Source organism: Actinoplanes oryzae (assembly GCF_030757795.1).
In the GTDB taxonomy this organism is placed as follows: domain Bacteria; phylum Actinomycetota; class Actinomycetes; order Mycobacteriales; family Micromonosporaceae; genus Actinoplanes.
Window position 1 is genome coordinate 25,509 of sequence record NZ_JAUQWH010000030.1, and the last position, 25,252, is coordinate 50,760.

General features: G+C 70.9%; 21 protein-coding genes. 15 read left to right on the plus strand and 6 right to left on the minus strand.

Going from position 1 to position 25,252, the window contains the following annotated elements:
• Position 1: 1 nt before the first annotated feature.
• Positions 2-955, minus strand: a complete 954-nt coding sequence (locus tag RBH18_RS12990; RefSeq protein ID WP_306207286.1) for a helix-turn-helix domain-containing protein — start codon at positions 953-955, stop codon at positions 2-4.
• Between the two features lie 198 nt (positions 956-1,153).
• Positions 1,154-2,464: a DUF2254 family protein gene (locus RBH18_RS12995; RefSeq protein ID WP_306207287.1), complete on the minus strand. Its 1,311-nt coding sequence runs from the start codon at positions 2,462-2,464 to the stop codon at positions 1,154-1,156.
• 201 nt (positions 2,465-2,665) lie between these two features.
• On the opposite strand from RBH18_RS12995, the gene RBH18_RS13000 reads away from it, so the two are divergent.
• Genes RBH18_RS13000 through RBH18_RS13025 form a run of 6 tightly spaced genes read left to right on the plus strand, consistent with a single transcriptional unit; the run spans position 2,666 to position 6,682 of the window.
• Positions 2,666-3,280 carry an alcohol dehydrogenase catalytic domain-containing protein gene (locus RBH18_RS13000; RefSeq protein WP_306207289.1) on the plus strand — a complete coding sequence of 205 codons (615 nt, stop codon included), beginning with the start codon at positions 2,666-2,668 and terminating at the stop codon, positions 3,278-3,280.
• Entirely contained in the window at positions 3,280-3,825 is a 546-nt protein-coding gene (locus RBH18_RS13005) for an MDR/zinc-dependent alcohol dehydrogenase-like family protein (protein ID WP_372338906.1), read from the plus strand. The genes RBH18_RS13000 and RBH18_RS13005 overlap by 1 nt, the downstream gene beginning before the upstream one ends.
• A gap of 1 nt (position 3,826) precedes the next feature.
• Positions 3,827-4,390 (plus strand): type 1 glutamine amidotransferase domain-containing protein, encoded by a 564-nt coding sequence (locus RBH18_RS13010; protein WP_306207293.1) that lies wholly within the window; start codon positions 3,827-3,829, stop codon positions 4,388-4,390.
• Positions 4,387-4,875 carry a hypothetical protein gene (locus RBH18_RS13015; RefSeq protein ID WP_306207295.1) on the plus strand — a complete coding sequence of 163 codons (489 nt, stop codon included), beginning with the start codon at positions 4,387-4,389 and terminating at the stop codon, positions 4,873-4,875. Before RBH18_RS13010 ends, RBH18_RS13015 begins: the two co-directional genes overlap by 4 nt.
• The gene (locus RBH18_RS13020; RefSeq protein ID WP_306207297.1) at positions 4,872-6,047 is read left to right on the plus strand and encodes a zinc-dependent alcohol dehydrogenase; all 1,176 of its coding nucleotides are present in this window, start codon (positions 4,872-4,874) and stop codon (positions 6,045-6,047) included. The genes RBH18_RS13015 and RBH18_RS13020 overlap by 4 nt, the downstream gene beginning before the upstream one ends.
• On the plus strand, positions 6,044-6,682 hold the full coding sequence (locus RBH18_RS13025) for a DUF1345 domain-containing protein (RefSeq protein WP_306207299.1): 639 nt from the start codon (positions 6,044-6,046) through the stop codon (positions 6,680-6,682). The genes RBH18_RS13020 and RBH18_RS13025 overlap by 4 nt, the downstream gene beginning before the upstream one ends.
• On the opposite strand, the gene RBH18_RS13030 is transcribed toward RBH18_RS13025, so the two are convergent.
• A complete protein-coding gene (locus tag RBH18_RS13030) occupies positions 6,648-7,748 on the minus strand; it encodes a response regulator transcription factor (RefSeq protein WP_306207301.1) in 1,101 nt (366 codons plus the stop codon). The genes RBH18_RS13025 and RBH18_RS13030 overlap by 35 nt on opposite strands.
• 104 nt (positions 7,749-7,852) lie before the next feature.
• On the opposite strand from RBH18_RS13030, the gene RBH18_RS13035 reads away from it, so the two are divergent.
• Complete coding sequence (locus RBH18_RS13035; RefSeq protein ID WP_306207303.1) at positions 7,853-8,929, plus strand: hypothetical protein; 1,077 nt, start codon at positions 7,853-7,855, stop codon at positions 8,927-8,929.
• A gap of 10 nt (positions 8,930-8,939) precedes the next feature.
• On the opposite strand, the gene RBH18_RS13040 is transcribed toward RBH18_RS13035, so the two are convergent.
• Positions 8,940-9,902 (minus strand): AraC family transcriptional regulator, encoded by a 963-nt coding sequence (locus RBH18_RS13040; protein ID WP_306207305.1) that lies wholly within the window; start codon positions 9,900-9,902, stop codon positions 8,940-8,942.
• 210 nt (positions 9,903-10,112) lie between these two features.
• Here RBH18_RS13040 and RBH18_RS13045 point away from each other — a divergent pair, with 210 nt between their 5' ends.
• From RBH18_RS13045 to RBH18_RS13065, 5 genes are all read left to right on the plus strand, one after another.
• Entirely contained in the window at positions 10,113-10,655 is a 543-nt protein-coding gene (locus RBH18_RS13045) for an SRPBCC family protein (RefSeq protein ID WP_306207307.1), read from the plus strand.
• On the plus strand, positions 10,652-11,827 hold the full coding sequence (locus RBH18_RS13050) for a zinc-dependent alcohol dehydrogenase (protein WP_306207309.1): 1,176 nt from the start codon (positions 10,652-10,654) through the stop codon (positions 11,825-11,827). Before RBH18_RS13045 ends, RBH18_RS13050 begins: the two co-directional genes overlap by 4 nt.
• Before the next feature lie 493 nt (positions 11,828-12,320).
• Positions 12,321-14,168 carry a hypothetical protein gene (locus RBH18_RS13055; protein WP_306207311.1) on the plus strand — a complete coding sequence of 616 codons (1,848 nt, stop codon included), beginning with the start codon at positions 12,321-12,323 and terminating at the stop codon, positions 14,166-14,168.
• Between the two features lie 25 nt (positions 14,169-14,193).
• Entirely contained in the window at positions 14,194-14,844 is a 651-nt protein-coding gene (locus tag RBH18_RS13060; protein ID WP_306207313.1) for a hypothetical protein, read from the plus strand.
• On the plus strand, positions 14,841-18,002 hold the full coding sequence (locus RBH18_RS13065) for an ATP-binding protein (RefSeq protein ID WP_306207315.1): 3,162 nt from the start codon (positions 14,841-14,843) through the stop codon (positions 18,000-18,002). Before RBH18_RS13060 ends, RBH18_RS13065 begins: the two co-directional genes overlap by 4 nt.
• Positions 18,003-18,008: 6 nt before the next feature.
• On the opposite strand, the gene RBH18_RS13070 is transcribed toward RBH18_RS13065, so the two are convergent.
• Complete coding sequence (locus RBH18_RS13070; RefSeq protein WP_306207317.1) at positions 18,009-19,235, minus strand: 5'-methylthioadenosine/S-adenosylhomocysteine nucleosidase family protein; 1,227 nt, start codon at positions 19,233-19,235, stop codon at positions 18,009-18,011.
• A gap of 193 nt (positions 19,236-19,428) precedes the next feature.
• On the opposite strand from RBH18_RS13070, the gene RBH18_RS13075 reads away from it, so the two are divergent.
• From RBH18_RS13075 to RBH18_RS13085, 3 genes are all read left to right on the plus strand, one after another.
• Complete coding sequence (locus tag RBH18_RS13075) at positions 19,429-20,154, plus strand: 5'-methylthioadenosine/S-adenosylhomocysteine nucleosidase family protein (protein ID WP_306207320.1); 726 nt, start codon at positions 19,429-19,431, stop codon at positions 20,152-20,154.
• Positions 20,151-20,975 (plus strand): hypothetical protein, encoded by an 825-nt coding sequence (locus RBH18_RS13080; protein WP_306207322.1) that lies wholly within the window; start codon positions 20,151-20,153, stop codon positions 20,973-20,975. The genes RBH18_RS13075 and RBH18_RS13080 overlap by 4 nt, the downstream gene beginning before the upstream one ends.
• A 159-nt stretch (positions 20,976-21,134) precedes the next feature.
• Complete coding sequence (locus RBH18_RS13085; protein WP_306207324.1) at positions 21,135-22,100, plus strand: hypothetical protein; 966 nt, start codon at positions 21,135-21,137, stop codon at positions 22,098-22,100.
• A 13-nt stretch (positions 22,101-22,113) separates the two neighbouring features.
• Here the strand turns inward: RBH18_RS13085 and RBH18_RS13090 are convergent, their stop codons facing one another.
• Complete coding sequence (locus tag RBH18_RS13090) at positions 22,114-25,122, minus strand: BTAD domain-containing putative transcriptional regulator (protein WP_306207326.1); 3,009 nt, start codon at positions 25,120-25,122, stop codon at positions 22,114-22,116.
• Between the last annotated feature and the right edge of the window lie 130 nt (positions 25,123-25,252).

The window sequence follows — 25,252 nt, forward strand, 5'->3', positions numbered from 1 at the left end:
GCTACGCCCTGCCTTGGTGACCTCCATCCTGGTCCGGGCCGGCCCCGGGAGTCTTGGTGGTCCGTGCACGGGTGCTGGTCACCAGTGCACGGGCGGTGTAGCCGTACGTCGCCTTGAACAGCTTGCTGAAATGCGTGGAATCCGGAAACCCCCACCGGCTGGCCACGGCCGTGACGGTCCGTCCGCTCCCGGCGAGCTCGGCCCGGCACCGCTCGAGCCGGCGCCGGCGGATCAGGGCCGCGACCGTGAGCGGCTGATCCTCGAACAGCTTGTGCAGCCGCCGCACGGAGATGTGATGGGCGGCGGCGATGCCCGGCGGGGACAGGCCGGGATCGGCCAGCCGGGCCTCGATGTAGCCGGTGATCCGGTCGCGCAGCCGTTCGTCCGGCGCCGGTCGCTCGTCGCCCAGCCGGGCCTCGAGCGCGACAGTGATCAGCTCGATGACGGCCGCCGCCGACCGCAGCGCGTCGCCGGAGCGGAACCCCGTCACCGACCGGGCCGATGCCCGGGCCAGCGCCGAGACGAGCGCCCCCGGGCCGTGCCGGCCGTCGATGCGGACACCGGCGAGCCGATCGACCCGGTCGGGCCGGATCGGCAGCTCACGGCGCGGCACCAGGATGGTGACGTGCGCCGAGGCGGTGCTCTCGAACCGGACCGCGCGGGTGGGGTCGAGCAGCACGAGGTCGGCCGGCCCGAGGTCGGCGCCGCCGCGGCCCTGGTCGATCCGCGTCCGTCCCCGGGTCATCACCTTGACCGCCAGGTTCTCGCCGTCCCGGGCGTCGCGCTCCCTGCTCACACACGCGCTTTCCGGCGTCTCCAGGGAGATCAGCCGGAGCGGCCCGAGGTCACGCGTGACGATCCGGGCCCGGAAGTCCGCGCCGGCCAGCCTGTTGGCCAGCGGGGGAAATCCGCTGGCCGCCAGCTCGCCCTGGACCGTCTCTAGGTTGCCGATCACCGCTCAACAATAGGAGGGGAAACCGCATCCTGGCGGGAGCGCAGCTGGCCGAGGCGGTGGGCGGATCCCCTCGCCGGCCCCGCCTCCGACGGCGCCACCGGCTCCTCGACGCGATCGTCCGATCGGCCGCCGAGGGACGGCGCGTACCTGTGGCGGCACTCTGACCGACATCTGTGCTGTCGCGACGGCGGGGCTCCGTCAGTACGGCGCGGATGACGGGTCCAGCCGTCGATGGATCCTCTGCAGCACGGGCGAGGCGGGCATGTCGGCCAGCAGCGGCCGTGCTCTGGTCACGTCGTCGCGCAGTCGCTCAGCCACCTCGCCGGTGGCGCTGCTGAGCAAGGTCTCGTACGTCTCCAGCAGATGCGCCGCGGTCAGGTGCTGATGGGACTCCTGCGCCGCGACGAGCATGGAGTACAGCACCTGCAAGATGCGGTCCAGGTCGCCGTCCGGGTAGACGATCGGCAGCCGGTCTTCGGCGTCGTCGCCGGGCGGCACCGCCTCGTGCTCGATCCAGCGCGCGGCCAGATCGCGCAGGGTGTGCAGAGCCTGCCGGGCGACCTCCGGGTTCTGCTGCGCGGTCGACGCACTCGTCCAGGCGATGTTGGCGATCGAGTCGATGCCCGTCCCGGCGGTGTTGAGATCCGGCTCCGTGTCGATCAGAACGGCGACGCGCACTTCGTCGGCCAGCCCTTGGGCCGCACGCTCGTCCTCGTGGCGTACGGTCGCGATGACGTCCCCGTACGCCAGGGTCTGACCCAGCACGATGTGCAGCCGGATCTCGGCGCCCGGGACCCGGGCCAGGGCGCGGGTCATGCACTCCAGGTCGATGCCGATGACATAGCCGATGGCGTCGCATCGGCAGGTGGCGCCGACGCGGGCGGTGGAAAGCTCCCGGCGCCGGGTACGGCGGATCAGGTCCCGCTCCCGGCGGTGGGCTCGGAGCGCCCGGTCGTGGAGCTGGCGCAGCACATTGGCGGGACGCATCTGGGCGATCGTCGTGTAGACGAGCACCAGCAGGCACGTGAGCGCCAGCCCCGTGAGCAGGGTGGCGGTGGCCGCCGCGAGGACCGGCGGCGTGTCGTCCCGCACCGCCGCCATGACGATGCAGGCGAAGATGGCCAGGCCCACGAAGAAGCCGAGGAACCCCTGGTTCGCCCGCCTCCGGACGAACTGGTCGAAGACCACCGGCGACAGGCTGGCGGCCGTCTGCTGCACCGCCAGCAACAGCATGGAGAAGGTTATCGAGGTGACCGTGACCAGTGCGGTGGCGATCGCCTGCAGGGTGGTCGTGGCCGCCTGATCGCCGATGATCTTCTGCGTGGCCGAGCGCACCGCGTCCAGAACAGGCGCATGCGTCCGGTCGCCGATGATCGAAAGCACTGCCAGCACCATGAAGCCGGTGATGACGAGCAGCGGCACGGCAACGAAGTCCCGCAGTCCCCGACGGAGGTGCTGCCATCTGCGTTGCAGGCGGGTGCCCACCATGGTCGGTCCCGAGTCCGTCATCGACGTCCTTTCGTCACAGTGCACCGAGCGGGAGGGCGGATGACTTTGATCGATCGATCCCACCAAGGAGATCGCGAAGCTGTCGATTGGCAGGAATGCCCATCGGGGTGCTGTCGGCACAAGTGCCAATACCGGCGCGACCGAACCGGTGCATGTAATGGAGGGACTGACAACAGGGGAGTCCACGACGAGGGGGGAGTCATGAAGGCGGTGGTGTACGAGGGCCCGCGGCAGGTCCGCGTCAAGGACGTGCCGGATGCGCGGATCGAACGGCCGACCGATGTGCTGGTGCGGATCACGTCGGCGAACATCTGCGGCTCCGACCTGCACATGTACGAGGGCCGGACCGACTTCGAGGCCGGCCGCTGGTTCGGGCACGAGAACCTGGGCCAGGTGGTGGAGATCGGCGCCGGGGTGGACAAGGTGCAGGTGGGGGACTGGGTCGTCCTGCCGTTCAACATCGCCTGCGGGCACTGCAAGAACTGCGAGCGTCAGCTCACGAACTACTGTCTGACCGCGCAGCCGGAGCCGAAGATGGCCGGCGCCGCGTACGGCTTCGCCGACATGGGCCCGTACGGCGGGGGCCAGGCCGAGTTGCTCCGGGTGCCCTGGGGCGACTTCAACTGCCTGCGGCTGGGCGAGGACGCCGAGCAGCGGCAGACCGACTACGTGATGCTCGCCGACATCTTCCCGACCGGCTACCACGCCACCGAACTGGCCGGCGTGCAACCCGGGGACCAGACGGTCATCTACGGCGCCGGCCCGGTCGGGCTGATGGCGGCGCTCTCGGCGACCATCCGGGGGCGAGCAAGGTGATGGTCGTCGACCGGCATCCCGACCGGCTGCGACTGGCCGAGTCGATCGGCGCGATCGCCGTCGACGACTCGAAGGTCGATCCGGTGCAGGCCGTCCTCGACGAGACGATGGGGCTGGGCGCGGACAACGGCTGCGAGTGCGTCGGCTATCAGGCGCACGAGCCGGACGGCCGGGAGCGCGCCAACCTGACGATGAACCGGCTGGTCGCCTCGGTGCGCTTCACCGGGCGGATCGGCAACGTCGGGGTGTTCGTGCCGCAGGACCCGGGAGCCGGTGACGAGCTGGCCAAGCAGGGCAAGCTCGCCTTCGACTACGGCTTGTTCTGGTTCAAGGGCCAGCACATCGGCAGCGGTCAGGCGCCGGTCAAGAAGTACAACCGGCAGCTGCGTGACCTGATCGCCGCGGGCAAGGCCGAGCCCTCGTTCATCGTGAGCCACGAGCTGCCGCTGGATCGGGCGCCGGAGGCGTACGAGCATTTCGACAAGCGGGACGACGGCTGGACCAAGGTCGTGCTGCACCCGGCGATGTCCGGGGCGGGTGCGTGAGATGGCGGGCGAGCTGACCGGACGCCGGGTCGCCATCCTCGCCGCCGACGGCGTGGAGCGGGTCGAACTCGAGCAACCGCGGCAGGCGCTGGACAAGGCCGGCGCCAGCACCACCGTGGTCTCCATCAGCAGCGGCGAGATCCAGGCGCGCGACCACGACCTCGAATCCGCCGGCACCTTCGCGGTCGACGAGCTGGTCGGCGGCGCCTCGGTCGACGACTACGACGCCCTGCTCCTGCCGGGCGGGACAGTCAACCCGGACAAGCTGCGGATGGAACCGGACGCGGTGCGGTTCGTGCGGGATTTCGTGCAGTCCGGCAAGCCGGTCGCCTCGATCTGCCACGGCCCGTGGAACTTCGTCGAGGCCGACGTCGCCCGCGGCCGCCGGCTGACCTCGTGGCCCAGCGTGCGCACCGACCTGCGCAACGCCGGGGCCGAGGTGGTCGACGAGGAAGTTGTCACCGACGGCAACATCACGACGAGCCGATCGCCCGACGATCTCCCGGCGTTCTGCGCACGCATCGTGCGGGAGTTCGCCCGGGCTGACACAGGAGGCAGGCCATGAACACCTCGATCGGGGACGTCGCGTCCCTGGCCGCCCGCGGCGCCGGGACCGTCGTGCGCCAGGTGCGGTCGATCGTCAACCCGTCCGCCGCGCGCCCGGCCGGCGCCGGGCAGACGCTGTCCGGGTGGCTCGCCGTGACCGTGTTCGTCGAGCCGTCCGAGATCGACGCCGCAAAGCTGCCCCCGCCGCTGGCCGAGCTCGGCGACCGGATCGAGGCCCGCGTCCAGGCCGCCCCCGGCGGCAAGGGCACCGAACTGGCGGCGCGGCTGCGCGAGCGGCAGCGCCCGGGCAGCGCGGCCGCCCGGCTGGCCGGCAAGGACGCGGAGGCCGATCTCCGCTCCGCGTTGCGCCGGGCCAAGCAGCTCATCGAGGTGGGCGAGGTACTGGCGGTGGATCCGGTGCCGCACGGCGAGCGGACGGCGACTCCCGGCGGCGCGCTCCTGGAGGGCTGGACCAAGGCGGCGCCGAAAGGTGGTGTGCGATGAAGGCAGTGACGTGGCGCGGGGTCAACGAGATCGGCGTCGAGGACGTCCCCGAGCCGACGATCATCAACGACCACGACATCATCCTCGAGGTGGGGCTCAGCGCGACCTGCGGTTCGGACCTGCACCTCATGGGCGGCTACATCCCCGCCATGCGCGCGGGGGACGTGCTCGGCCACGAGTTCATGGGCCGGGTCGCCGAGGTCGGCCGCGGCGTGACGAAGCACCAGGTGGGGGATCGCGTGGTGGTCGTCTCGTTCACCAGCTGCGGGCAGTGCTGGTACTGCCGGGAGGGGCTGTGGTCGCTGTGCGACAACGGCAACCCCAACCCGGGCATGACCGAGGCACTGTGGGGTCAGTCCATCGGGGGCTGCTACGGCTACTCCCACGCGCTGGGCGGCTACGCGGGCAGCCATGCTCCGTACATCCGGGTTCCGTACGCGGATCAGGGGGCCTTCCCGATCCCCGACGGCGTCTCCGACGAGCGGGCGCTCTTCGCCTCCGACGCCGCGCCGACCGGCTGGACCGGGGCGCACCAGGCGGAGGTACGCCCGGGTGACATCGTCGCGGTGTGGGGTGCCGGCGGCGTGGGCCAGATGGCCGCCCGCGCGGCGATGCTCATGGGCGCCGAGCGTGTCGTCGTCATCGACCGGTTCGACAACCGGCTGCAGCAGGTGCGTACGCACATCGGGGCCGACACCCTCGATTATCAGCAGACCGACATCCCCGCCGAGCTGCGCGAGATGACGGGCGGGCGGGGGCCGGACGTCTGCATCGAGGCGGTGGGCATGGAGGCTCACTCCCCGGGCGTGCAGTACCTGTACGACCAGGTCAAGCAGCAGATGCGGTTGCAGACCGACCGGCCCACGGCGGTACGGGAGGCGATCTACGCCTGCCGCAAGGGCGGGACGGTCTTCACCCTCGGCGTGTTCGCCGGCCTGGTCGACAAGTTCCCCCTCGGCGCCGTGATGAACAAGGCGCTGACCCTGCGCGGCGCCCAGCAGCACGGGCACCGCTACATCCCCGAGATCCTCGACCACATGAGCCGCGACGACGTGAAGACGGAACACCTTGCCACCCACGTGATGCCGCTGAGCGACGGACCGAAGGGCTATGAGATGTTCAAGAACAAGGAAGACGGGTGCGTCCGGGCCGTGTTCCGCCCCGGCACATGACGAAGACGACCATTCTCTCGTGGCGCCGCCTGCTGATCTGCCTCGGCGCGGGGATCGTGGCGGCGGCGCTGACGGCGCTGGCCGGCGTCCCCGAGGTGGCGGTGCTGGCCGGCTGGTCCGTCGCGGCCGGCGCCCTGCTGGTGTGGGTGTGGCGGATCAGCTGGGGGCGCGACGCGGGCGGGACCAAACGGCTGGCCGAGGACGAGGGCCGGACCCGGGTCACGGATGCGGCCGTCCTGGGTGCGTCGGTGGTCAGCCTGGCCGCCGTCGCCGAGGCCCTCGTCCGGTCCGGCACCCAGGACGCCGTCGGGGTGGCCGTCGTCATCCTCGGGGTGTTCGTGGTGGTCCTGTCGTGGGCGCTGGTCAACACGGTCTTCGCCCTGAAGTACGCGCGCCTCTACTACTCGGGCGGGGACGGCGGCATCGACTTCGGTCAGCGGGAACCGCCTGCCTACTCCGACTTCGCCTATGCGGCGTTCACCGTGGGGATGAGCTTCGCGGTGCCGGACGTCCAGCTCAACCAGACGTCGATCCGCAAGGTCGCCCTGGGACACGCCCTGCTGTCCTTCCTGTTCGGAACCGTGGTCATCGCCGTGGCGGTCAACCTGGTGACGAACTTGGGGCAGTCGTCATGAGGCGGTACGGGATGTACAGGCCGCTGCGCATCGCGAGCACGGCGGCGGCCGTACGCGTCGGCGCGCGCAGCTTCGCCCGGATGTGCTCGAGGTGAGCCGCGGCGGTCCGCGCGGTGATGGACAGCCGGCTCGCGATGCCCTGGTTCGGGTAGCCCTCGATCACCAGGCCGAGGACGACCAGTTCCCGCAGCGTCAGGTGGTGGAGTTCCCCCGGAGGTGAGGTCACGACGAGCCCGGCGAGGTCGTCCGGCATGCCCGGCGGACAGGCCAGCCCGGTGACCCGGACGTAGCGCTGCCGGCCCCCGTCCGCCGGGACCGGGGAGAGGAAGGACGTGTGCCGCACCTCGTCGGTCAAACCGTCGACCGCCGTGGTCACGATGTCGGGACGGTCGATGAGCAGGCGATCGGGGGGCATCCCGGGCAGGGGGGCGAGGACGCCCCGGCGGTCGACGGTGACGGCGGCCGTGGCGTCCTGGACCAGCCGGGCCAGCCCGGTCAGCGAGTTCATCGGGTCCAGCACGGCGGCGATCGCGTACGTGACCACCTCCAGCGCGTCCCGGGCGTCCGCGGTCGGCTGCTCGGCCGTGTCGGTGTGCAGGACGAGAACGCCCAGGTGGCGCCCGTCCGGAGTGACGAGCGGAGCGGCGACGGCCTCCCGCAGACCGGCCGGCCACCAGCGCTCGGCCCAGCATGGAAGCTCCACCGTGTGCGGCGGCGCATCCTGCAATCGCAGGGGCCGGCGCCGCCGCAGCAGACCGAAGTTCTTGCGCAGGTCCGTCAGCTCCTCCGATCCCATGTACGCCCGGCCGCCGGCGTCGTGACCGGCGGACGCCACCGTGCTGTAACAACGGTGATCCTCGTCGAGCGTGCCGACCCACCTCGCCGCGAAGGGGACGAGCCGCCTCATCGGATCCCACACGAAGGCGAGATCGCGAGCCGGGTCGCCGCCCGGCGTCACCCGGTTGATCTCCGCCGCCAGATCCAAGGCCACGGCGAGCGCGTCCGTCACGGCCTGTCCCTCCTCCGGTGCGATCAGGTGCAGGCGGGCCGGGTACCCCCGCGCCACCGGGGCAAACGGTCATGATCGGCCCCGAGGGGCAACCTGACATAGGTCGCGCGAAACGGGGAAGGCCACCCGGACCCGTACCCCCTCTCGATGTGGAGCGGCCCATGACTGCGGACCGGAACCGTACGGAGATCGTCGTCGGACTGGTCGCCACCCCGCCCGACCACCCGGCCGAGGTCGTCGGACGGCTCGCCCGCGAGCTGGCCGACCGGCTGGCCGAGCGGGTGGACGCCGACGTGCGGTGGACCACCCGCGGCGGCTGGGGCGAGGCCGCGCCCCGGCGCGACGGGGGCGCGGAGGGGCTGCTGGACGATCTCGCGCGGAGACGCGCCGACGAGGGGTGGGACGTGGCGGTCTGCCTGACCGACCTGCCGCTGCACAGCGAGAGGGTGCCCTTGGTCGCTCAGGCCTCCGCCCGGCGCCGGGTCGCGCTGGTGTCACTGCCGGCGTTGGGACTGCGCCAGCTGCAGGCCGTCCGCTCGGTCGTCCCCGACCTGGTGAGCCGGTTGGTCCCCGATCTCGCCGCCCGGCAGCGACCGGCGGGGCCGGGGCTTCCCGCCATCCATCGGGTGCTCGGCACCGGTGGCGAGCTGCGCTATGTCGCCTCGCGATGGAACGGGCGGGTGCGGCTGCTGACCGGAATGGTCCGCGCCAACCGTCCGGGGCGCGCCCTCGGGGGCCTGTCCAAGCTGCTGGTCGGTGCCTTCGGCACGGCCGCATTGGCGCTGACCACCCAGACCATCTGGCAGATGGGCGACGCACTGGGCGCCCTGCGTCTCACGGCGATCATGCTGATCGGGCTGATCGCCCTGGTGGCCTGGCTGATCATCGCGCACGACCTGTGGGAGCGACCCGGCCGGGGGACGCCGGCCGAGCTGGCCCGGCTGTTCAACGTGGGGACCGTCCTCACCCTCACGCTCGCCACGGCCGTGTCGTACGTGGTGCTGTTCGCCGGAACGGTGCTCGCCGCGGCATTGCTGATCGACACCTCGGTGCTGGAGCAGACCTTGCAGCGACCGGTCCGCGCCACCGACTACCTGACGCTCGGCTGGATCATCAGCTCGATGGCCACGGTGGGCGGAGCGATCGGCTCCGGGCTGGAGGACGAGGAGACGGTCCGGGCCGCCGCGTACGGCTATCATCCCGAGCCGGACGGCTATCGGGACGACAAGGAAAGCTGACCGCGACTGCTCAGCGCCGCAGCGTCTCGCTGGGAAAGACGTCGTACCGCCGGCGATAGGCCGCGGCGAACCGGCTCGAGTGGGTGAAACCGGCCCGGTAGGCGATCTCGGCCACCGTGGTCCGCGCCGGGTCCGCCTTGATCAGCTGCTCGTGGACCAGACCCAGGCGAAGATCGCGGAGGTACGTCATCGGTGGCATGCCGAGGTGGCGGCGGAAGCCGAGCTGGAGCGCCCGGGGGCTGACGCCGGCGATGCGGGCCAGCTCGACGACGGTGTAGGGCCGGGACGGGTCGGCGCGCATCACTTCGACCACTCCGCGGACCGTGCGAGGCGCTGCCAGGACCGGCTGCGGACGGTGCAACACCTCCTGGTAAGGGTGGTCCGCGGCCAGCAGCAGACCGGTCATCAGGTTCTCGCGGAGCCGGGCGCCCAGTACCGGATGGCGGAGCAGGCCGCCGCTGCGGGACGACTCGGCGGCGACCAACCGGAGCAGGCTCAGCCAGCTCGCACCGGCCGCGCCGGACAGGTCCAAGGCCGGACCGAGGCGGATCGGGCCGGGCACCGGCGCGTCCAGCAGGACGGCCAGGTGCTTCTCCAGCGCCTCCCGATCGATCTTGACCGCGAGCAGGCGGCAGTCGCCGCTCCACCGGTCCAGGACCGTGTCGCCGACCGGCTGGAACACGGCCGCGCAGCCGGTGGTGGCGGTGCGGGCCGGGCCCGTGCCCTGACGCCAGGTCACGGCGCCGGCGAGGGGCACATCGACGTGGTACGCGCCCAGGTCGCCGAACCGCATGCGGATGTCGGTCCCGAAACTCAGGTCGCCCAGCGTGACCGAGCCGGCCGGGGCGATGCCGAACCGGGCTCGCCACTCCCGCCGCCCGGAGAGGGTGTCGACGACGTTGGTGTAGAAGTGCCGGGCGATGATCGACCGCGCCTCGTCGAGGTCGCCCGTGCTCTCGGTCAGGTACTGCATCCTGACAGCTTGACTGACAGACCCGGGCCCCGGGCGCGAACCGGCGCGGGCCACCCGGTCGGCCCCGGCGGGCCAGGGCGGCCCGGCCGGCATCGCGCCGTAGCGGTCGATCCCCTGTTTAGGCCCTGTCGCGGCGGGTAGCCGGTCCGCCTCGGGCACGCCCACGACCGCCGCCGGCACCGCGCTGGTCCGATCCGCAGAGGAGGACACATGGATCTGACGGCAACGACCACTGTCCGCAAACCCCCGTCAGAGGTGTACGCGTTCTGGCGCGAGCTGGAGAACCTGCCGACCTTCATGGCGCATCTCGACGAGGTCCGCGCCACCGGCGACCGGACGAGCCACTGGTCGGCCGCCGCCCCGTTCGGCAAGGACGTCGCATGGGACGCGGAGATCATCGAGGAGGCGCCGGGGGAGAAGATCGTGTGGCGCTCGACCGGCGACGCCGACGTGCCCAACGCCGGCACGGTCTCGTTCGTGCCGGCGCCCGACGGGGTGAGCACCGAGGTCTATGTCGCCCTCGTCTACGACATCCCGGGCGGCTCCCTCGGCAAGGCGGTCGCGAAGTACTTCGGCGAGGAGCCGCATCAGCAGCTCGACGACGACCTGCGGCGGTTCAAGCAGGTGCTGGAGACCGGCGAGGTGGTCCGTTCCGACGGGGCCCCGTGGGGCAAGCGGGCCCGCAAGGAGTTCCCGCAGCGCCCGGCCCAGCCGCTGTCGGACGCCGAGCTCGCGAAGGGAGCCGAGGCATGAGGGCGAACACCTGGGCGGGCCGCAACAAGGTCGAGGTCCGCGACGTGCCGGACCCGAAGATCCTCAACAGCCGGGACGCCATCGTCCGGATCACCTCCACCGCGATCTGCGGCTCGGACCTGCACCTGGTCGACGGGTACGTCCCCACGATGCAGGACGGCGACGTCCTGGGCCACGAGTTCATGGGCGAGGTGATCGAGGTCGGCTCCGGGGTGCCCGGGGACAAGCTGCGGGTCGGCGACCGGGTGGTCGTGCCGTTCCCCATCGCCTGCGGCGCCTGTGCCGCCTGCGCCGCCGAGCTCTACTCGTGCTGCGAGAACACCAACCCCAACGCCGGGATCGCGGAGAAGATGTTCGGCCACCCGGTCGCCGGGATCTTCGGCTACTCGCATCTGACCGGCGGCTTCGCGGGCGGGCAGGCGCAGTACGCCCGGGTCCCGTTCGCCGACGTCGGCCCGCTGAAGATCGAGTCCGACCTGACCGACGAGCAGGTGCTGTTCCTGTCCGACATCCTGCCCACCGGCTACATGGGCGCCGAGATGTGCGACATCCGGCCCAGCGACGTGGTCGCGGTGTGGGGCGCCGGCCCGGTCGGCCAGTTCGCCATGGACAGCGCCCGGGTGCTCGGCGCCGCGAAGGTGATCGCCATCGACAAGGAACCCTACCGGCTGCGGATGGCCGAACAAGCCGGCCACATCCCGGTCAACTTCGACGACGTCGACGTACGCTCGAAGCTCCTCGAACTGACCGGCGGCCGGGGCCCCGACAAGTGCATCGACGCGGTCGGGCTGGAAGCCACCCACGGCAGCGCGCACCTCGCCGCGTACGACCGGGTGAAGCAGGCCGTAAGGTCGGAGACCGAGCGCCCGCACGCCCTGCGCCAAGCAATCCTGTCCTGCCGCAGCGGCGGCGTGGTCTCGGTCATCGGCGTCTACGGCGGCCTCCTGGACAAATTCCCCGCCGGCGCCTGGATGAACCGCTCACTGACCCTCCGCACCGGCCAGTGCCACGTGCAGCGCTACATGAAGCCCCTCCTCCAGCGCATCGAACGCGGCGAGATCGACCCGACCCGCATCATCACCCACACCATGCCGCTCGACGAGGCCGAGCGAGGCTTCGACATCTTCAAGAACAAGCAGGACAACTGCGAAAAGGTCGTCCTCAAACCCTGACGGCCGCTCGGGCGCACGCCCTGGCGGCCCGGCCCGCGGCCGTGCCGTCGTCCGCCACTACGCCTTACCGAGCCAGACGTCTGCCGCCTCGTCGGAACATTCGACGAGGCGGCAGACGTGGTACGGCCCACCGACTGCATGCGGGAGTGCGTTGCCGCTACCTCACCGCTCCCGGCCGGGGCCGGCGGATGCGTGTGCGGAAAACCGGCTGCGGTAGAACTGCGGTAGAACAACGGTAGATCCCTTCGGCAGCATGGTCCGGACCGTCGGAAAATTGCACGTGTCAATTTGTTTTCCGGCCTCCGGTACTTGTAGTGATCTTGACGAGTGGTGCGTTGGCCTTCGCCCCGTCGCGGGCCGGTGATTCGCCGGCTGCGGTTGACGAGGACGGGTCCGGCCTGGACTGCGGCGGGATTCGTCGTCGCGTTCCGGCCGCTCCTCCGTATCAAGGTCTTGAGAGAAGGCGATGGCCGACTTGCGAGATGATCGCGTAGTGTCGCTGGACCGGCCGAGGGTGGACGTGGCAATTCCCCGGGAGCTGGGTATTCACAGCGCCATTCCGCTGGCCGGTGGGGACGACGATCTGCCGGCCTATGTGGAACGCGATTTCGACAAACAGTTGCAGATTGCACTCGCCACCAATCTGCCGACGCGGGGCAGCTTCGTCGTCATGGTGGGCGGGTCCTCCACCGGGAAGACCCGTTCGCTGTACGAGGCGGTCTACGGGCTCGTGCCGGAATGGGATCTGGTGCAGCCGGCCGATGCCGCCGAACTGCTCGAGGTGAAGAACGCCCCGCCGCGCGAGACCGTCTTCTGGCTGGACGAGTTGCAGCAGTTCCTGGGCGCCCACCCGCCGCTGACCTCGGAGTGCATCCGCGCGCTGGTGCGGCACGGCAACTTGGTCGTCGGCACGCTGTGGCCGGACCAGTACGCCCGGTGGACCGCGGGCCGCGAGGACGTCCATCTGCTGGTGAAGAGCGCCTTCGTGATCCCCGTTCCGGACGCGCTCAACGCCGGGGAGCGGTCGCTCGCGCAGATCGTCGCCCGGCAGGACAGCCGGATCCGCGACGCCCTCGAAGCGGGCGAGGTGGGACTGACCCAGGTGCTGGCCGGAGGTCCGCGGCTGGTGATGTCCTGGGAGCAGTCGCCCACCCCGTACGCCAAAGCCATGATCACTGTCGCGGCCGACGCGCACCGGCTGGGAGTGCAGTCGCCGCTGAGCGAGAGTCTGCTGGCCGAGGCCATGTACGGCTACCTCATGAGACACCAGCGCGTGCGGCCGGTCGAGCACTGGCTGGCAGAGGCCCTGCCGCACGCCACCCAACCCCTCTACGGCGACGTGTCACCACTGTTCCCGGTGGACGACGGCCGGGCCGGCACGCTGGCCGGCTACACGATCGCGGACTACCTGGCTCAGCACGTCCGGCGTAAGCGCCGCATCGAACCCGTGCCGCACGCGGCGTGGGAGGCGCTGGTGACCGGGTTGAACCGGCCGGACGACCTGCGCCGGCTCGCCGACAGCGCCGTAGCCAGGCTGCGCTACTGCTATGCCGAGAAGGCGCTGAGGCGCCTTGCCGAGGAGTTCGGGGAGGGCAGAGCGGTCGCCGAACTGGTCGATCTGCTGGTCCGCCAGGACCGGCTGGCGGCGGCGGCCGACGTGCTCCAGCGGCGTTTGCAGGTCGATCCGCAGGACCGGACCGCCACCCGGAAGCTGCTGCACGTTCAGGACCTCCAGCAGCGTGCCGATCGGATCCGCCCGCCGGGCCGGGTCCGGGGCGGCGGCATGTCCAGCGAGGTCGCCGACCTCTTGGCCGACGGGGGAGTGTGCGACGACCTGCGGCGCGACGCGGACGCCGGCGATGTGATCGCCGCCGACAACCTCGTCGAAGAGCTGGTGGACCGGGGGCACCTGCGAGAGATCCGGGAACGTGCCGACCGGGGAGAGCTCCGGGCCATGGAGGCGCTGGCCGACCTCTATGCCGGGTGGGGCGACACGGAACGACTGCAGGAGCGTGCCGAGCGTGGCGAACGGGCCGCGAAGCTGCGTCTGTCGAAGATGCGTCGCACGGCCACCCGCAGCGAAGGATCCGCCTCGGAGATCGCAGGGTTGCGGGCGGAGGTCGACGACGGCAGTCATGAGGCGGCGCTGCGGCTCTGCACGTTGCTGTTCGAGCTGCGTGACGAGAGCAACTTGCGCGCCGAGCTGAACGCCGGCACCGCCGGAGCCGCCGAGCGTTTCATCGCACTTCACGCCGCGCAGGAAGACCCGTCGCTGATCCCGCTGCGTGCCTACGGGCTGGATGCCGCCGGCGCGTTCCTCACCCGGCCCCCCACGCCTTGATCAACCGTGCCTCGAAAGGACTCCCATGGCTGAGCTGACCCCTGCGGACTACGCCTACCTGATCATTCTGAAGGCGGCCGGCCGCGAACTCTCCAACACCGAGCTCGACAAGCTGTACGGGGTCCGGCTGGTGAGCCCGGACTACGAGCGGTTGAACGGCGCCGGGTACGTGAGCTCGGACACGAAGCGCCGTCCGTACCGGCACACCATCACCGGCGAGGGCAGGAAGGTTCTCGTCGTTCCGTTGAGCCTCGACCAGGGGAAGCCGCAGGACGGGGAGAAGCGCTCGGCCGGGGAACGACAGCTCTTCTGGGCCGCGCTGGTCGCACAGCAGCAGTTGCTCCTGCGGTCGTCTCCGGCCGACCCGGAGCCGGCCCTCCGCAACGGCGCGGCTGTCCCGGCCCGGGCAACCGCCGATCTCGACGACCGCATCCGGGCCGCCTACTCGGAGCTGGCCAAGGCGCCGGGCGAATGGGTGAACCTCACCGACCTGCGCCCGCTCCTGGACGACGTGTCCAAGGCGGAGCTGGACCAGGCGCTCACCGGCATGCTCGATGCGCGTGACGTGCGGCTCGAGCCCGATCCGCTCATGCACCGGGTCGGCGAGGAGGAGCGGCGCGCCGCCGTCCACATCGGCGGCGAGGACCGGCACAAGCTGGCGATCGGCCGGCGATGAAGGACGAGCACCGTACGGCACTCGCCGCACTGCGCCTGAGCTGGGCGGTGGTGCCCGACGATGTGTGGCGCCGCTCGCCCTTCCACGTCGACGGGCTGCACAACGACGTCGCTCAGGACGTGCTCGCCGGTATCGCGGAGGCTCATGAGAGTCCCGACGCGAGCCCCATCGGGCTGGTGTTGGAGGGCAGGCACGGCACGGGCAAGACCCATCTGCTCGGCGCCATCCGCGAGCAGGTGCAACAGCGAGGGGGCTACTTCTTCCTCATCGGCATCCTGGACGGTCGCAAGTTCTGGGACGGCCTGCTGATCTTTCTGCTCGACGGGCTGGCGCGCGAGGTGTCCGACGGCGAGACCCAGCTCAGCCTGCTGCTGCGGAGGCTGGCCTCCCGGGTCGGCGCACCGCGGGCCGATCGGCGCGCGGTCATCGGGGAGACCGAGCTGACCAAGGCGGCTCTGGACACGTTCGTCGCCGGTCTGCGCGATTCCGACAGGCATGTCGCCCATCAATGCCGGGACACCCTGCGCGCCCTGGCGTTGCGGGCCTCGGACAACGAGGAACACCAGGACATCGCCGACAACTTCTTCGCGGGAGCGGAGGAGGGTGTCGCCGGCGAGCGCAAGGAGTGGGGAATCCGCAACACGCCGCGGACCTCCCAGGAGATCGTGCGTGAAGTGTCGTGGTTGCTGGCCACGACCGGGCCGTCAGTGATCGCCTTCGACCAGATCGACACCGCCGTGGCCCAGTCCGCCCTGCAGGCGGACCTGGCCAAGGTCTCGGGAACGGAGCAGGACCTGCAACTGGCGGTCATGGCGGCCGGGCTGGCCAACGGCCTCACCGATCTGCGGGACACGACCCGGCGCACCCTGACGGTGGTCGCCACGCTGTCGACGACGTGGGACCTGATCGCCAGCCGGGCGCCGGCATCGTTTCCCGCCCGGTTCCGCCATGCCAGAAAGATCGAAGGCATCCAGACGCCCGGCTTCGCCCGTCAGCTCATCGAGAAGCGGTTCACGGCCCGGTTCGCCACGGTCGGCTTCACCCCGCCCTACCCCACCTGGCCGGTCCGGGAGGAGCTCTTCACGGAGGCGAAGAATTACACTCCGCGCCGGCTGCTCGTCGCCATCGACCGGCACATCCGCGCCTGCCTGGTCGACGACCGGGTGCGTGAGCTCACGAGCCTGCGCGACGTCCCTGCCGAGAGCCAGGAGCCGGGAACGCCGGCGCGGACCGCGCCGGCGATTGCCGACGAGGAGCTGGCCCGGATCGAGCGTCGGTTCGAGGAGCTGAGACGCACGGCGGACGTCACCTCGCCGCTCGAGCGCGACACCGAGGACAGCCGTTTCCCCGCTCTGCTCGCGGCGGGCCTGCGGGCGTGGGTTGCCGAACGCGGTGACGACGGCGCCGCGTACAGCATCGATCCGCCGCCGAGCTCCAAGCCGGACCTGCATGCCCGGCTCCGCCGCAACCTCGATCGGCGTTCCGAGGAGGAGCGGGAGGACTCGGCCGATCAGTCGCGAGCCGAGGACCAGATGCACTGGTCGTTCCGGGCGATCAGCGACACCCACCACGGCCTGGCCGCGCTGCACCGCATCCGTCGCGCCCGCACTGCCGCGGGGCTCACGTCGGATGTCGCCAAGCGCAAGCTGTTCCTGCTGCGCAACGGGGAGTGGAGCCAGTCGGCCAAGACCCAGGAGGTCATCAAGGAACTCGAGGCGGACGGCGGTGTGACGATCAAGGTCGAGGAGGCCGATCTGCGGGTGCTCGCCGCGCTGCACGGGCTGCGGGACGAGAACCCGGCGCACTTGCACGCCTGGCTGCTGCGGTACCGCCCGGCCGGGCAGATCACCCTGTTCAAGGAGACTCTCGCGGACACCGGCCCGTGGACCGCTGATCCGCCGACGCCCCAACAGGCGCCGGAGCAGTCGCCGGCCGCCGGGTTCACCATCGGGTACGGCATCGACGACGACCTGCCCGCACCGGTGACGCTGGAAGCCCTCCGCAAGCACGCGGCCATCTTCGCCGCATCAGGGTCCGGCAAGACCGTGCTGCTGCGCCGTCTCATCGAGGAGTGCGCTCTGCTGGGCGTGTCCGCGATCGTCCTGGACCCGAACAACGACCTGGCGCGTCTCGGCGATCCGTGGCCCGCGCCGCCGGCCGGTTGGCTGTCCGGCGACGCCGACCGGGCGAAGCGGTATCGCGCCGACACGGAGGTCATCACCTGGACGCCCCGGCGCGAGGCCGGACGGCCGCTCAGCTTCCAGCCACTGCCGGACTTCGGCGCGGTGCTGGGCGATCCCGACGAGTTCACCGCTGCGGTGGAGGCGGCGGTCACCGCGCTTGCGCCACGGGCCAACCTCGTCGGCCGTACCTCCCGGGTGCATCTGGGTCTCGCGGTGCTGCGCAAGGCGGTGGAACACTACGGCAGGCAGGGCGCCGGCGACATCCGTGGGCTCATCGCGTTCCTCTCCGACCTGCCCGACGGCGTCAGCCGGCTCGATGACTCGCCCAGGATCGCGGCCGGTCTGGCGCAGACGCTGACCGCGTCGATGGACAATGACCCACTGTTCGGTGGCAACAGCGCCTCGGCGGACCCCGGAGTCCTTCTGACTCCCTCCCCGGGCAAGGGCGCCCGGATCTCCGTCATCAGCCTCATCGGACTGCCCGCGGACGAGGCCCGGCAGGGTTTCGTGAATCAGCTGCAGATGGGGTTGTTCGCGTGGATCAAGAAGAACCCGGCGCGCGACCGTCCGCTGCTGGGTCTGCTGGTGATGGACGAGGCGCAGACCTTCGCGCCGTCGGGCACGATGACCGCGTGCACCGCGAGCACCCTCGCCCTGGCCTCGCAGGCCCGCAAGTACGGCCTCGGTCTGATCTTCGCCACTCAGGCACCGAAAAACCTGCACAACCGCATCCCCGGCAACGCGGCGACGCACTTCTTCGGACGGCTCAGCGTGCCCGTCCAGATCGACGCGGCGCGTGAGATGGCGAAGGTCAAGGGTGGCGACGTACCCGACATCGGCAACCTGACGGCCGGTGAGTTCTACCTCGCGCTGGAGGGCGAGACACCACACAAGGTACGAACCCCGATGTGTCTCAGTCACCACCCGAGCAGTCCGCTGACCGACGAGGAAGTCATGACCCGGGCCCGGGCCTGACGGCGCTCAGATGTACGGGCGCAGCAGGCTGGACAGGTCGGTGCGGCCGATGGTCTGGAGGGCGTCCGGCAGCTCGGACAGCCGGCTGCGGCTCTCGAGCCAGTTCCACAGGTCACGGGGCTCGTCACCGGAGCGGAAGCGGCGCGTCTCGTACGGGGCCACGCCGACGATGTCGGCCAGGTCCTGCCAGTCGTAGGCGAGCCGCCGGACGACCTCCCGCTTGACCGTGCTGGGGATCGTCATGGCGGCCCTGACCGGGCGTGGGCCGGTGTCCGCCGACATCAGCTTCGTCAGCAGCGCGAACAGCACTTCGGCGGACGCCTTGGCGGCGAAGGCCTTGAAGCGATCGTCCTTGTCGAAGTCGGCGTGGTCCATCACCCCCTTGGCGACCAGCCAGTGCGGGACCTGCCGATCGTGGGCCACCGTCGCGATGGCCGCGGCCTCCATCTCCAGGGCGACGATCCTGTACTGGGCGATCTCCAGCCGGTTCCAGATCTCCGGATCCATCATGACGGCGCTGCCGCTGGCCATCGGCCCGGCGACCACTTGAAACGGGAGCCGCTCGGGGCCGGCGTCGAGGTAGAGGGTGCGCTGGACCCGGTCGCGGCCGGCGTCCGTCAGCACGAGATCCGAGCGCTGCCAGCGGATGAGACCGTCGGCCTCCAACCGCTCCAGCCGGCTGCGCCAGGCCTGACCCGGAAGGTAGCGCTCGCGAGCCGGATGCTTGCGCGGGTTCTGGCCCTTGAACAGCCGTTCCAGGAACCAGGTGTCCGCTTCCTCGCCGGCGGCCACCCCGTGGCTGGGCAGGCCCGTCGGGTCGAAGTCCTGCGCCGCCCGTAACCATCGGTTGTCCTGCGGGATCTGTTGCGGGGCAGGGCGGAACTCCGCGCCGATGTGCTTGCCCTCGTCCCACTCGTAGGCCGGCGCGGCCACGATCACGTCGCCCGGCGCGGTCTCTCCGGGATTGCCCGCACACACCCCGCACATCGCCAGGCAAGCCGGCCGCAGCTCGTTGACGAGCGTCGTCGTGATGGCGCCGATGCTTCGCCCGCCCATCTGGGTCGGGCGGGCCAATGCCACGGAAAGTGGCCCGTGCATGGCGGTCGAGAAGGGTTCCGCGCCGCCCGCTCCATGCTCTCGCCAATCGGAGGCCCCGGCGACGGCTCTTACCGCGTCGTACTCCTCCTTCAGCGCGGTGATGACCAGAACGTCGACGCCGTTGTCGTTGCGCACGCGCACTCCTCCACCGATGACCGTGATCCTTCAGGGCGTTGCGAAGCCCGGAGAGCTCGCGGTGATTGTCGGCTGTGTTCCTACCGCCGGCCTTCCGCCGAGCCCGGGAGGGTTGCGGTAGATCGGCATTCGACGATGGCTCGACATGCCCTTCGCGTAATCCTCAGCGTGACATGAAGGTGGTTGAGGTCACATGCGTGAACGTCAAAGGGAACGGAAGCCCGTCGTCATTCTCACGGCTCTGGACATCGAGTACGACGCTGTCCGCAATCTGCTCTCCGGCGTCCGGCAATTGACTCCGGTCTCCGGCACACGCTTCGAGACCGGTCTGCTGAACGACGGTGCCGGTGAGGTGGTGCTGGCGCAGACGGGTGTGGGCAACCATGGCATGGACCAGGCTGCCCGCCATGTCGCGCGACGAGTCGAGCGGGCCCGCAACCTGCGCGCCGGGACGCGGCGGCCGAGGGTGCACTTCGGGCCGGTGGCGTCGGGTGAAGTGCTGCACGATGCCCGCGTGTCCGAGCCGCTCCGCTGGCTCCGGCGGCACTACGACGACGCCCTCGCCATCGAGATGGAGGCCGCCGGGGTGGCCAAGGCGGGCCAGCTCAGCGCCGTACCGGTCGCGGTGGTGCGGGCTGTCAGCGACCGGGCCGACGGGACCAAGGCCGACACCGACGGCAGGCGAGGGCAGCAGCGGGCGGCCCGCAACGCGGCGCTTTTCGCGACTGCGCTGGCAGCCGATGTGATCGCCCACCGTCCAGCGCGTGCGGAGGACGATCCACCGGTTCCGGCGCGGGATCCGGCGATCCATGTCGAGACGAGCGGCGGCAGCCACGGCGTGGTGGCGGGAGTTGTGCACGGCGGTGTGCAAGGCGTGAGCCTCGGCGATGTGAAGCGCTCGGGCCGGGGGCGGCTGTGAACACGGATGCAGGCACCACATCCGTTACGGTGCAGGGCGGCGCACATCAGGTCGTGGCGGGCGTCATCCATGGCGGTGTCGGAAACAACTACTACCAGGTGCCGCGCGGCGCCTCACCGACGGACAAGTTCCGTTACGCACGGCGCTGCCTGGCCTCGGGGCAGGCGACGACCGCACGCGCCGTCATGGCGGAGGTTGTCCTGTACCTGCGTTACTCGACTCGGGTGCGGTTCTACTGGTTGCTCGCCTTCTTCAGTCAGCGCACATTGTCGGAGCTCACCCCGGAGGAGCGGGAAGTGCACGCGGCGGCCCTGGAGCAGATCGGCGCCCTGCCCCGGAATCGGTGGTCGGTGGGTATCGAGGTGATCGGCCGCTTGATCGTTCTCAGCGATCAACGCACCGTGTCCGCGGCCTCGATCGAGGAGGTGCTCCAGGACATCGAGGCGTTGGACCCGCTGATCCGTGCCGAGGTTCTGCGCCACCTGGAACGTGTGCTGCACGGTTCGGTGAAGGACGCCGTGTGGCAAGGCGAAGTCGACCAGGCGAGGGACCACCGGCTGGACGGGCGTCGCGGTGAGCGGGTGTGGAAGTTCTTCGAGCCGGACCCGGCACCCCCTCGGACGCGACCGGTTCGTCCGGCCGAGGTCTCCGCTGCGGGCTCGGCGCTCGCTCTGACCGCCCTCGCCCTGGTCGCTGCCGGAGTGCTCGGCCGGCTGGCACTGCAGCGCGACGACTCCTCGGCACTGGTTGCCCTCGTCGCGGCTTGCTTCGCGGCCGGCATGGCCGTGGTGAACGGGGCTGAGTGGCGGCGGCGCGCTTAGCTGTGGGAAGTGGCGCGGCGGCGACGGATACGTCAGTTCCCCAGCGTTGCTGCCCCGCCCGGTGGCTTCGCGTACCAGGTGGACCGCTTGTACCTGCGTTATGCCGACCGGCTCGCACCGAAGGGGGCGGAGAGGGCGGACTGGCTGAGGAGCGTTCAGGTGCCCATGATCCAGCTGCGCGACGAGGTCCGGGAGATCTACCGCGAGCAGTCGGTCGGCGCCGACGACGTCAAGTGGCTCATCAGATTCCAGATGCGCGAGCTGCGGCGGGAGTGGGGGACGGACAGGCTTGCCGGACGTCGGGTGCGGCCGGTGCCCGTGCTGGTCAGAGCCGCCACCCGGACCGGTGGCGTGGTCGCGGTGCTGAGCGTGCTGTGGGCGGCGCAAGCGGCGGCACGTGAGGACCTGCTGCAGGCTGCCCTGGCCGTTCTGATTCTGCTGGTTGCCGGCGGCACGGCCGCCATGTTGGGGGTGCGGATCAGGGCGGAGAACAAGCGCTTCGCCGCCGAGGAAGCCGCTCGGCAGCACCGGGAGACGTCCTACTGGTTCGAGTTCCAGCGCTGGCAGCGGCGCCTGTCCGACCGGCCGGACGACATGGAGATGGGCCGGTGGCTCGAGTACGACCGGCGCATCCTGGTGCAGCAGGCCCTGGACGCTTACCAGTTGAAATGGAGCGACATCCGGGCTTACGCCTCGATGGAGGCCAGGGCTGACCGCAGCAGACGGGCCCGGGTGAAGAACGGGCCGTGGCGGTACTCACGATACCGCGTGCTGGTCTTTCTGCTGACCGCGGACGGGGTCCGTCAGATCACCGTCGAGCTGGATTTTCTCGGTGCCAGGGCCCGGCACTGGGAGCGCACCAACTACCGCTACGACGCAGTGGCAGCGGTCCAGGTGCGTCCGGAGAAGGAAGACGCCAAGGCGTTCCGGCTCTTTCTCGTCAACGGGGCGGCCATCGAGATCGCGATCACCGAGGCGGGCCGGGCCGATGTGGACGAGGACCCGCGGGTGCTCGATCGTGGCGCCAAGGACGCCACCGGACTGCGCACCACGATGTTCGTGCTGGAGGGAGTCGCGGCCGAGGGCCGGAGCTGGTGGGGACGGAGCGGCGTGCCGGCGAGCTAGAACCCCCGGTCCGTCACGGGCGCCGCAGGGTACGGTCGGCCATGGGAACGTCACCGGAGTCGTACAGCTGCTCCACGCGGTCCCAGACGGCATCGGCAGCCGCGCCGGATCCCTGCGACGTCAATGCCGTGGCCAGCCGGGCTCGGGCCTGAATCTCCAGGTAGGCGGCGTCGACACCGGCGAAGCACCGCGCTGCCCGCTCCAGCTCCGCGACCTGTTCCTCCGCGTCGCCCGCGTCGTTCCACAGCTCCGCGAGGGAGAGCCGGACCCGGCCCTCCAGCAGTCCGTCCGCCTGCTCGTGAGCCACCTCGGCCGCGAGACGCAGCTGCTCTTGCGCCCGGCCCCGGTCGCCGCGGTGCCGGGCCAGGTCGCCGAGGCCGTGCGAAGCGTACGCGAATCCGACGCCGTCGTCCGGGCCGAAAGCCTCCCGGACAGCAGCGAAGGCCCGGTGCGCTCCGGTCGCGTCGCCGACAGCCAGAGCGGCACAGCCCAGCCAGTACCTCGTCTGCGCGACGAATCGGGGATTGTCCAGCTGCAAGGCTGCCATCTCGGCGTTCCTCAGCGCGTCGGCGGCCTGCACGTGCTCGCCCCGATCGAGGTGAACCTGGCCGATGAAGCGGAGGGTCTGCCACGTGCCCGCGGTGTCCCCGGCGGCCTGGTAGCCCGGCAATGCCGCGTCGAACAGCGTGAGTGCCTCGGTGGACCGGCCTCGCCGGCGGACTGCGTTGGCCAGAGTGCGGCGGGCGATGGCCAGACCGTGCTCTTCCTTCTCGGCCTCCAACAGCTCGACCGCGTGGACCAGTTCGGTGATTCCGGAGACGCCCGGCCGGCGGCCACCGGTGACCAGAGCCGGCTGACCGAGACAGGCCAGCACGATGCCTTCGCCCCGGCGGTCGTCAGCGGTCCGGCATGCGCGCAGGGCGGTGGTGTGCGTGGCGTACCAGTCGTCGTGCAGGCCGAAGATGGTGTAGAACTCGTGCGCCGAGACGGCCAGATCCCAGCACAGGGCGGTGAGTCCCAGCCGCGCGGCGAGGTCCACTGCCGCCCGGATGGTGAGCCGTTCCGCCCGGAACCACGCGCGCGGGTCGGCGTCGACTTCGGTGTACGCGTCCGCCGGCAGCGGAAGTACCGGCACGTCGCTGTGCACGACGTCGAAGTCGCCGCCGCACTGCCGAGCGTGCGCGTGCCGGAGCAGTCCGAGCAGACCCGCGCACACCTGGCCCAGCAAGGCGTCCTGGTACGCCTGCCCGGGGTGTTCGGCGACAGCGCGGCGATGGGCGTACTCGCGGGTCAGGTCGTGAAACCGGAATCGGGGCGGCGCCGGCGTCGGTGCGCTCTCCACCAGCGACGCCGCGGCCAGCTCGGCCAGTGCTGCTCGCCCCTGTCGAGGGTCGTCCGTGAGCGCGGCAGCCGTCCAGGCACCGAAGGTCGGCAGCGGCAGCAGGCCCAGATCCACGAACAGCCGCCGGTGCGAAGCCGTGAGTGGAGCCAGGCCGGTCTCCAGGGTGCGGGCGAGGCTGTCGGCGCCGAACGTGTAGGCCGAGGGCCCCTGAGCGCGCAGCCGCCGAGCCAGCTCGGACGTCGGGTGGGGGTCGTCGTGGACACGCAGTGCGGCAGCGATCCGCAGGGCCAGGGGGAGGCCTCCGCAGAGCCGGACCACTTCGCCCACGGCCGCACGCTCCTCGCTCAGGTCGATGCGCGACGCGGCCACCACGGACTCGAACAGGGCGGTGGCGTCCGGATCGGGGAGGGGCTCCAGCGTGCCGACGTGGTGGGCGCCGGGCACGTCGGGCAGGTGACGACGCGCGGTCACCAGCACCTTGCAATCCGGCCCGGCCGGAATCAGCGGGACGAGCTGTGCGCCGTCGGCCGCATCATCGAGCACGACCAGCATCTTCCGGTCGGCAAGCAAACTGCGATACAGCGCGGCTCTCTCGGCCAACGAGTCGGGCACCACCGAGACGTCCAGCGACCGGAGGAACTGTGCCAAGATCTCAGCCGGAGGGGCCGGATCCCCGGACGTGCCCCGCAGCTCGGCCCACAGCTGTCCATCGGGATAGTCCGCCCGGCGGCGATGCGCCGCATGCAGGGCGAGCGCCGTCTTCCCGATCCCGCCGGGACCGGGCACGACCATGACCTGGTACGGAGTGTCCGAGCCGAGCAACCAGGAAAGCTCCGCCACCAGCGGCTCGCGACCCACGAACTCGGGCGGGTCGGCGGGGAGTTGCTTGGGCACCGCGGGCATCGTGCGGACGCCTCGCTCGTGCGAGGGGGACGCCTTGGCGACGAGGTCGTCGCGGCCGGCACTGATCGCGTACGCCAGCGCGCGCAGGCCGGCATCGACATCGCCGATCTTGGCCTCCAGGACCGCCGCATAGTGTTCGTAGGCCTCGACGGCTTCCGCCCGATGTCCGCCGTGGTGCAGCGCGATCATCAACAGTTTCTGCAACTGATGGTCGGGGCTGAACTGGGCGGCGACGGCTTGCAGATCGCCGAGGACTTCGCCGAGTTCGCCCCGCTCGAACCGCAACGTGAACAGCCGCACCGCCGTCCTCTTCCGGCGTTGCTGGAGGGCGGTGATCCGTGGCTCGAGCATCGGCGCCGACACGTTGGACACCGGCCGGGGCCCGCGCCACAACCGCAGCGCTCGGCTCAGCAGCTCGATCTCGTCGCCGCTGCGCGACTTCTCGACGGCGGCAGTCAGCTCCTCGAAGGCCACCAGGTCGAGGTCGTCGGCGCGGGCCCGCATCTCGTACCCGAAGCGGGCATGGGTGACGAGGTCGCCGTCCCGGCCCAGGGGGCGCAGCAGCTTTCGCAATCCCGATACGGCCTTGTGCAGCTGCGCCTCGGCGACGTCTGTGGTGCCCCAGCCCATCCGCAGGAGCTCGGCTTGCGGCAGGCGCTTGTTGGGATGGAGCAGCAGGGCGGCCAGGATGTTGAGCTGCCGTCCGGGCGGCAGGTCGAGCGGCAGTCCGGTGCGCGGATCGCGTATCTCCAGCTCGCCAAGGACACCGTAGATCACGTAGCGGACCTCCGCCCCTCACTCCGCGTCGACCACCCGCCGTCTGACCGTAGAAGCCGGGAACCGTTTCCGCCAGCGCCGAACGGCCGACCCGGTCTGTGTCCGGTAGCCGAAGGGAAGCGAAGCGGTA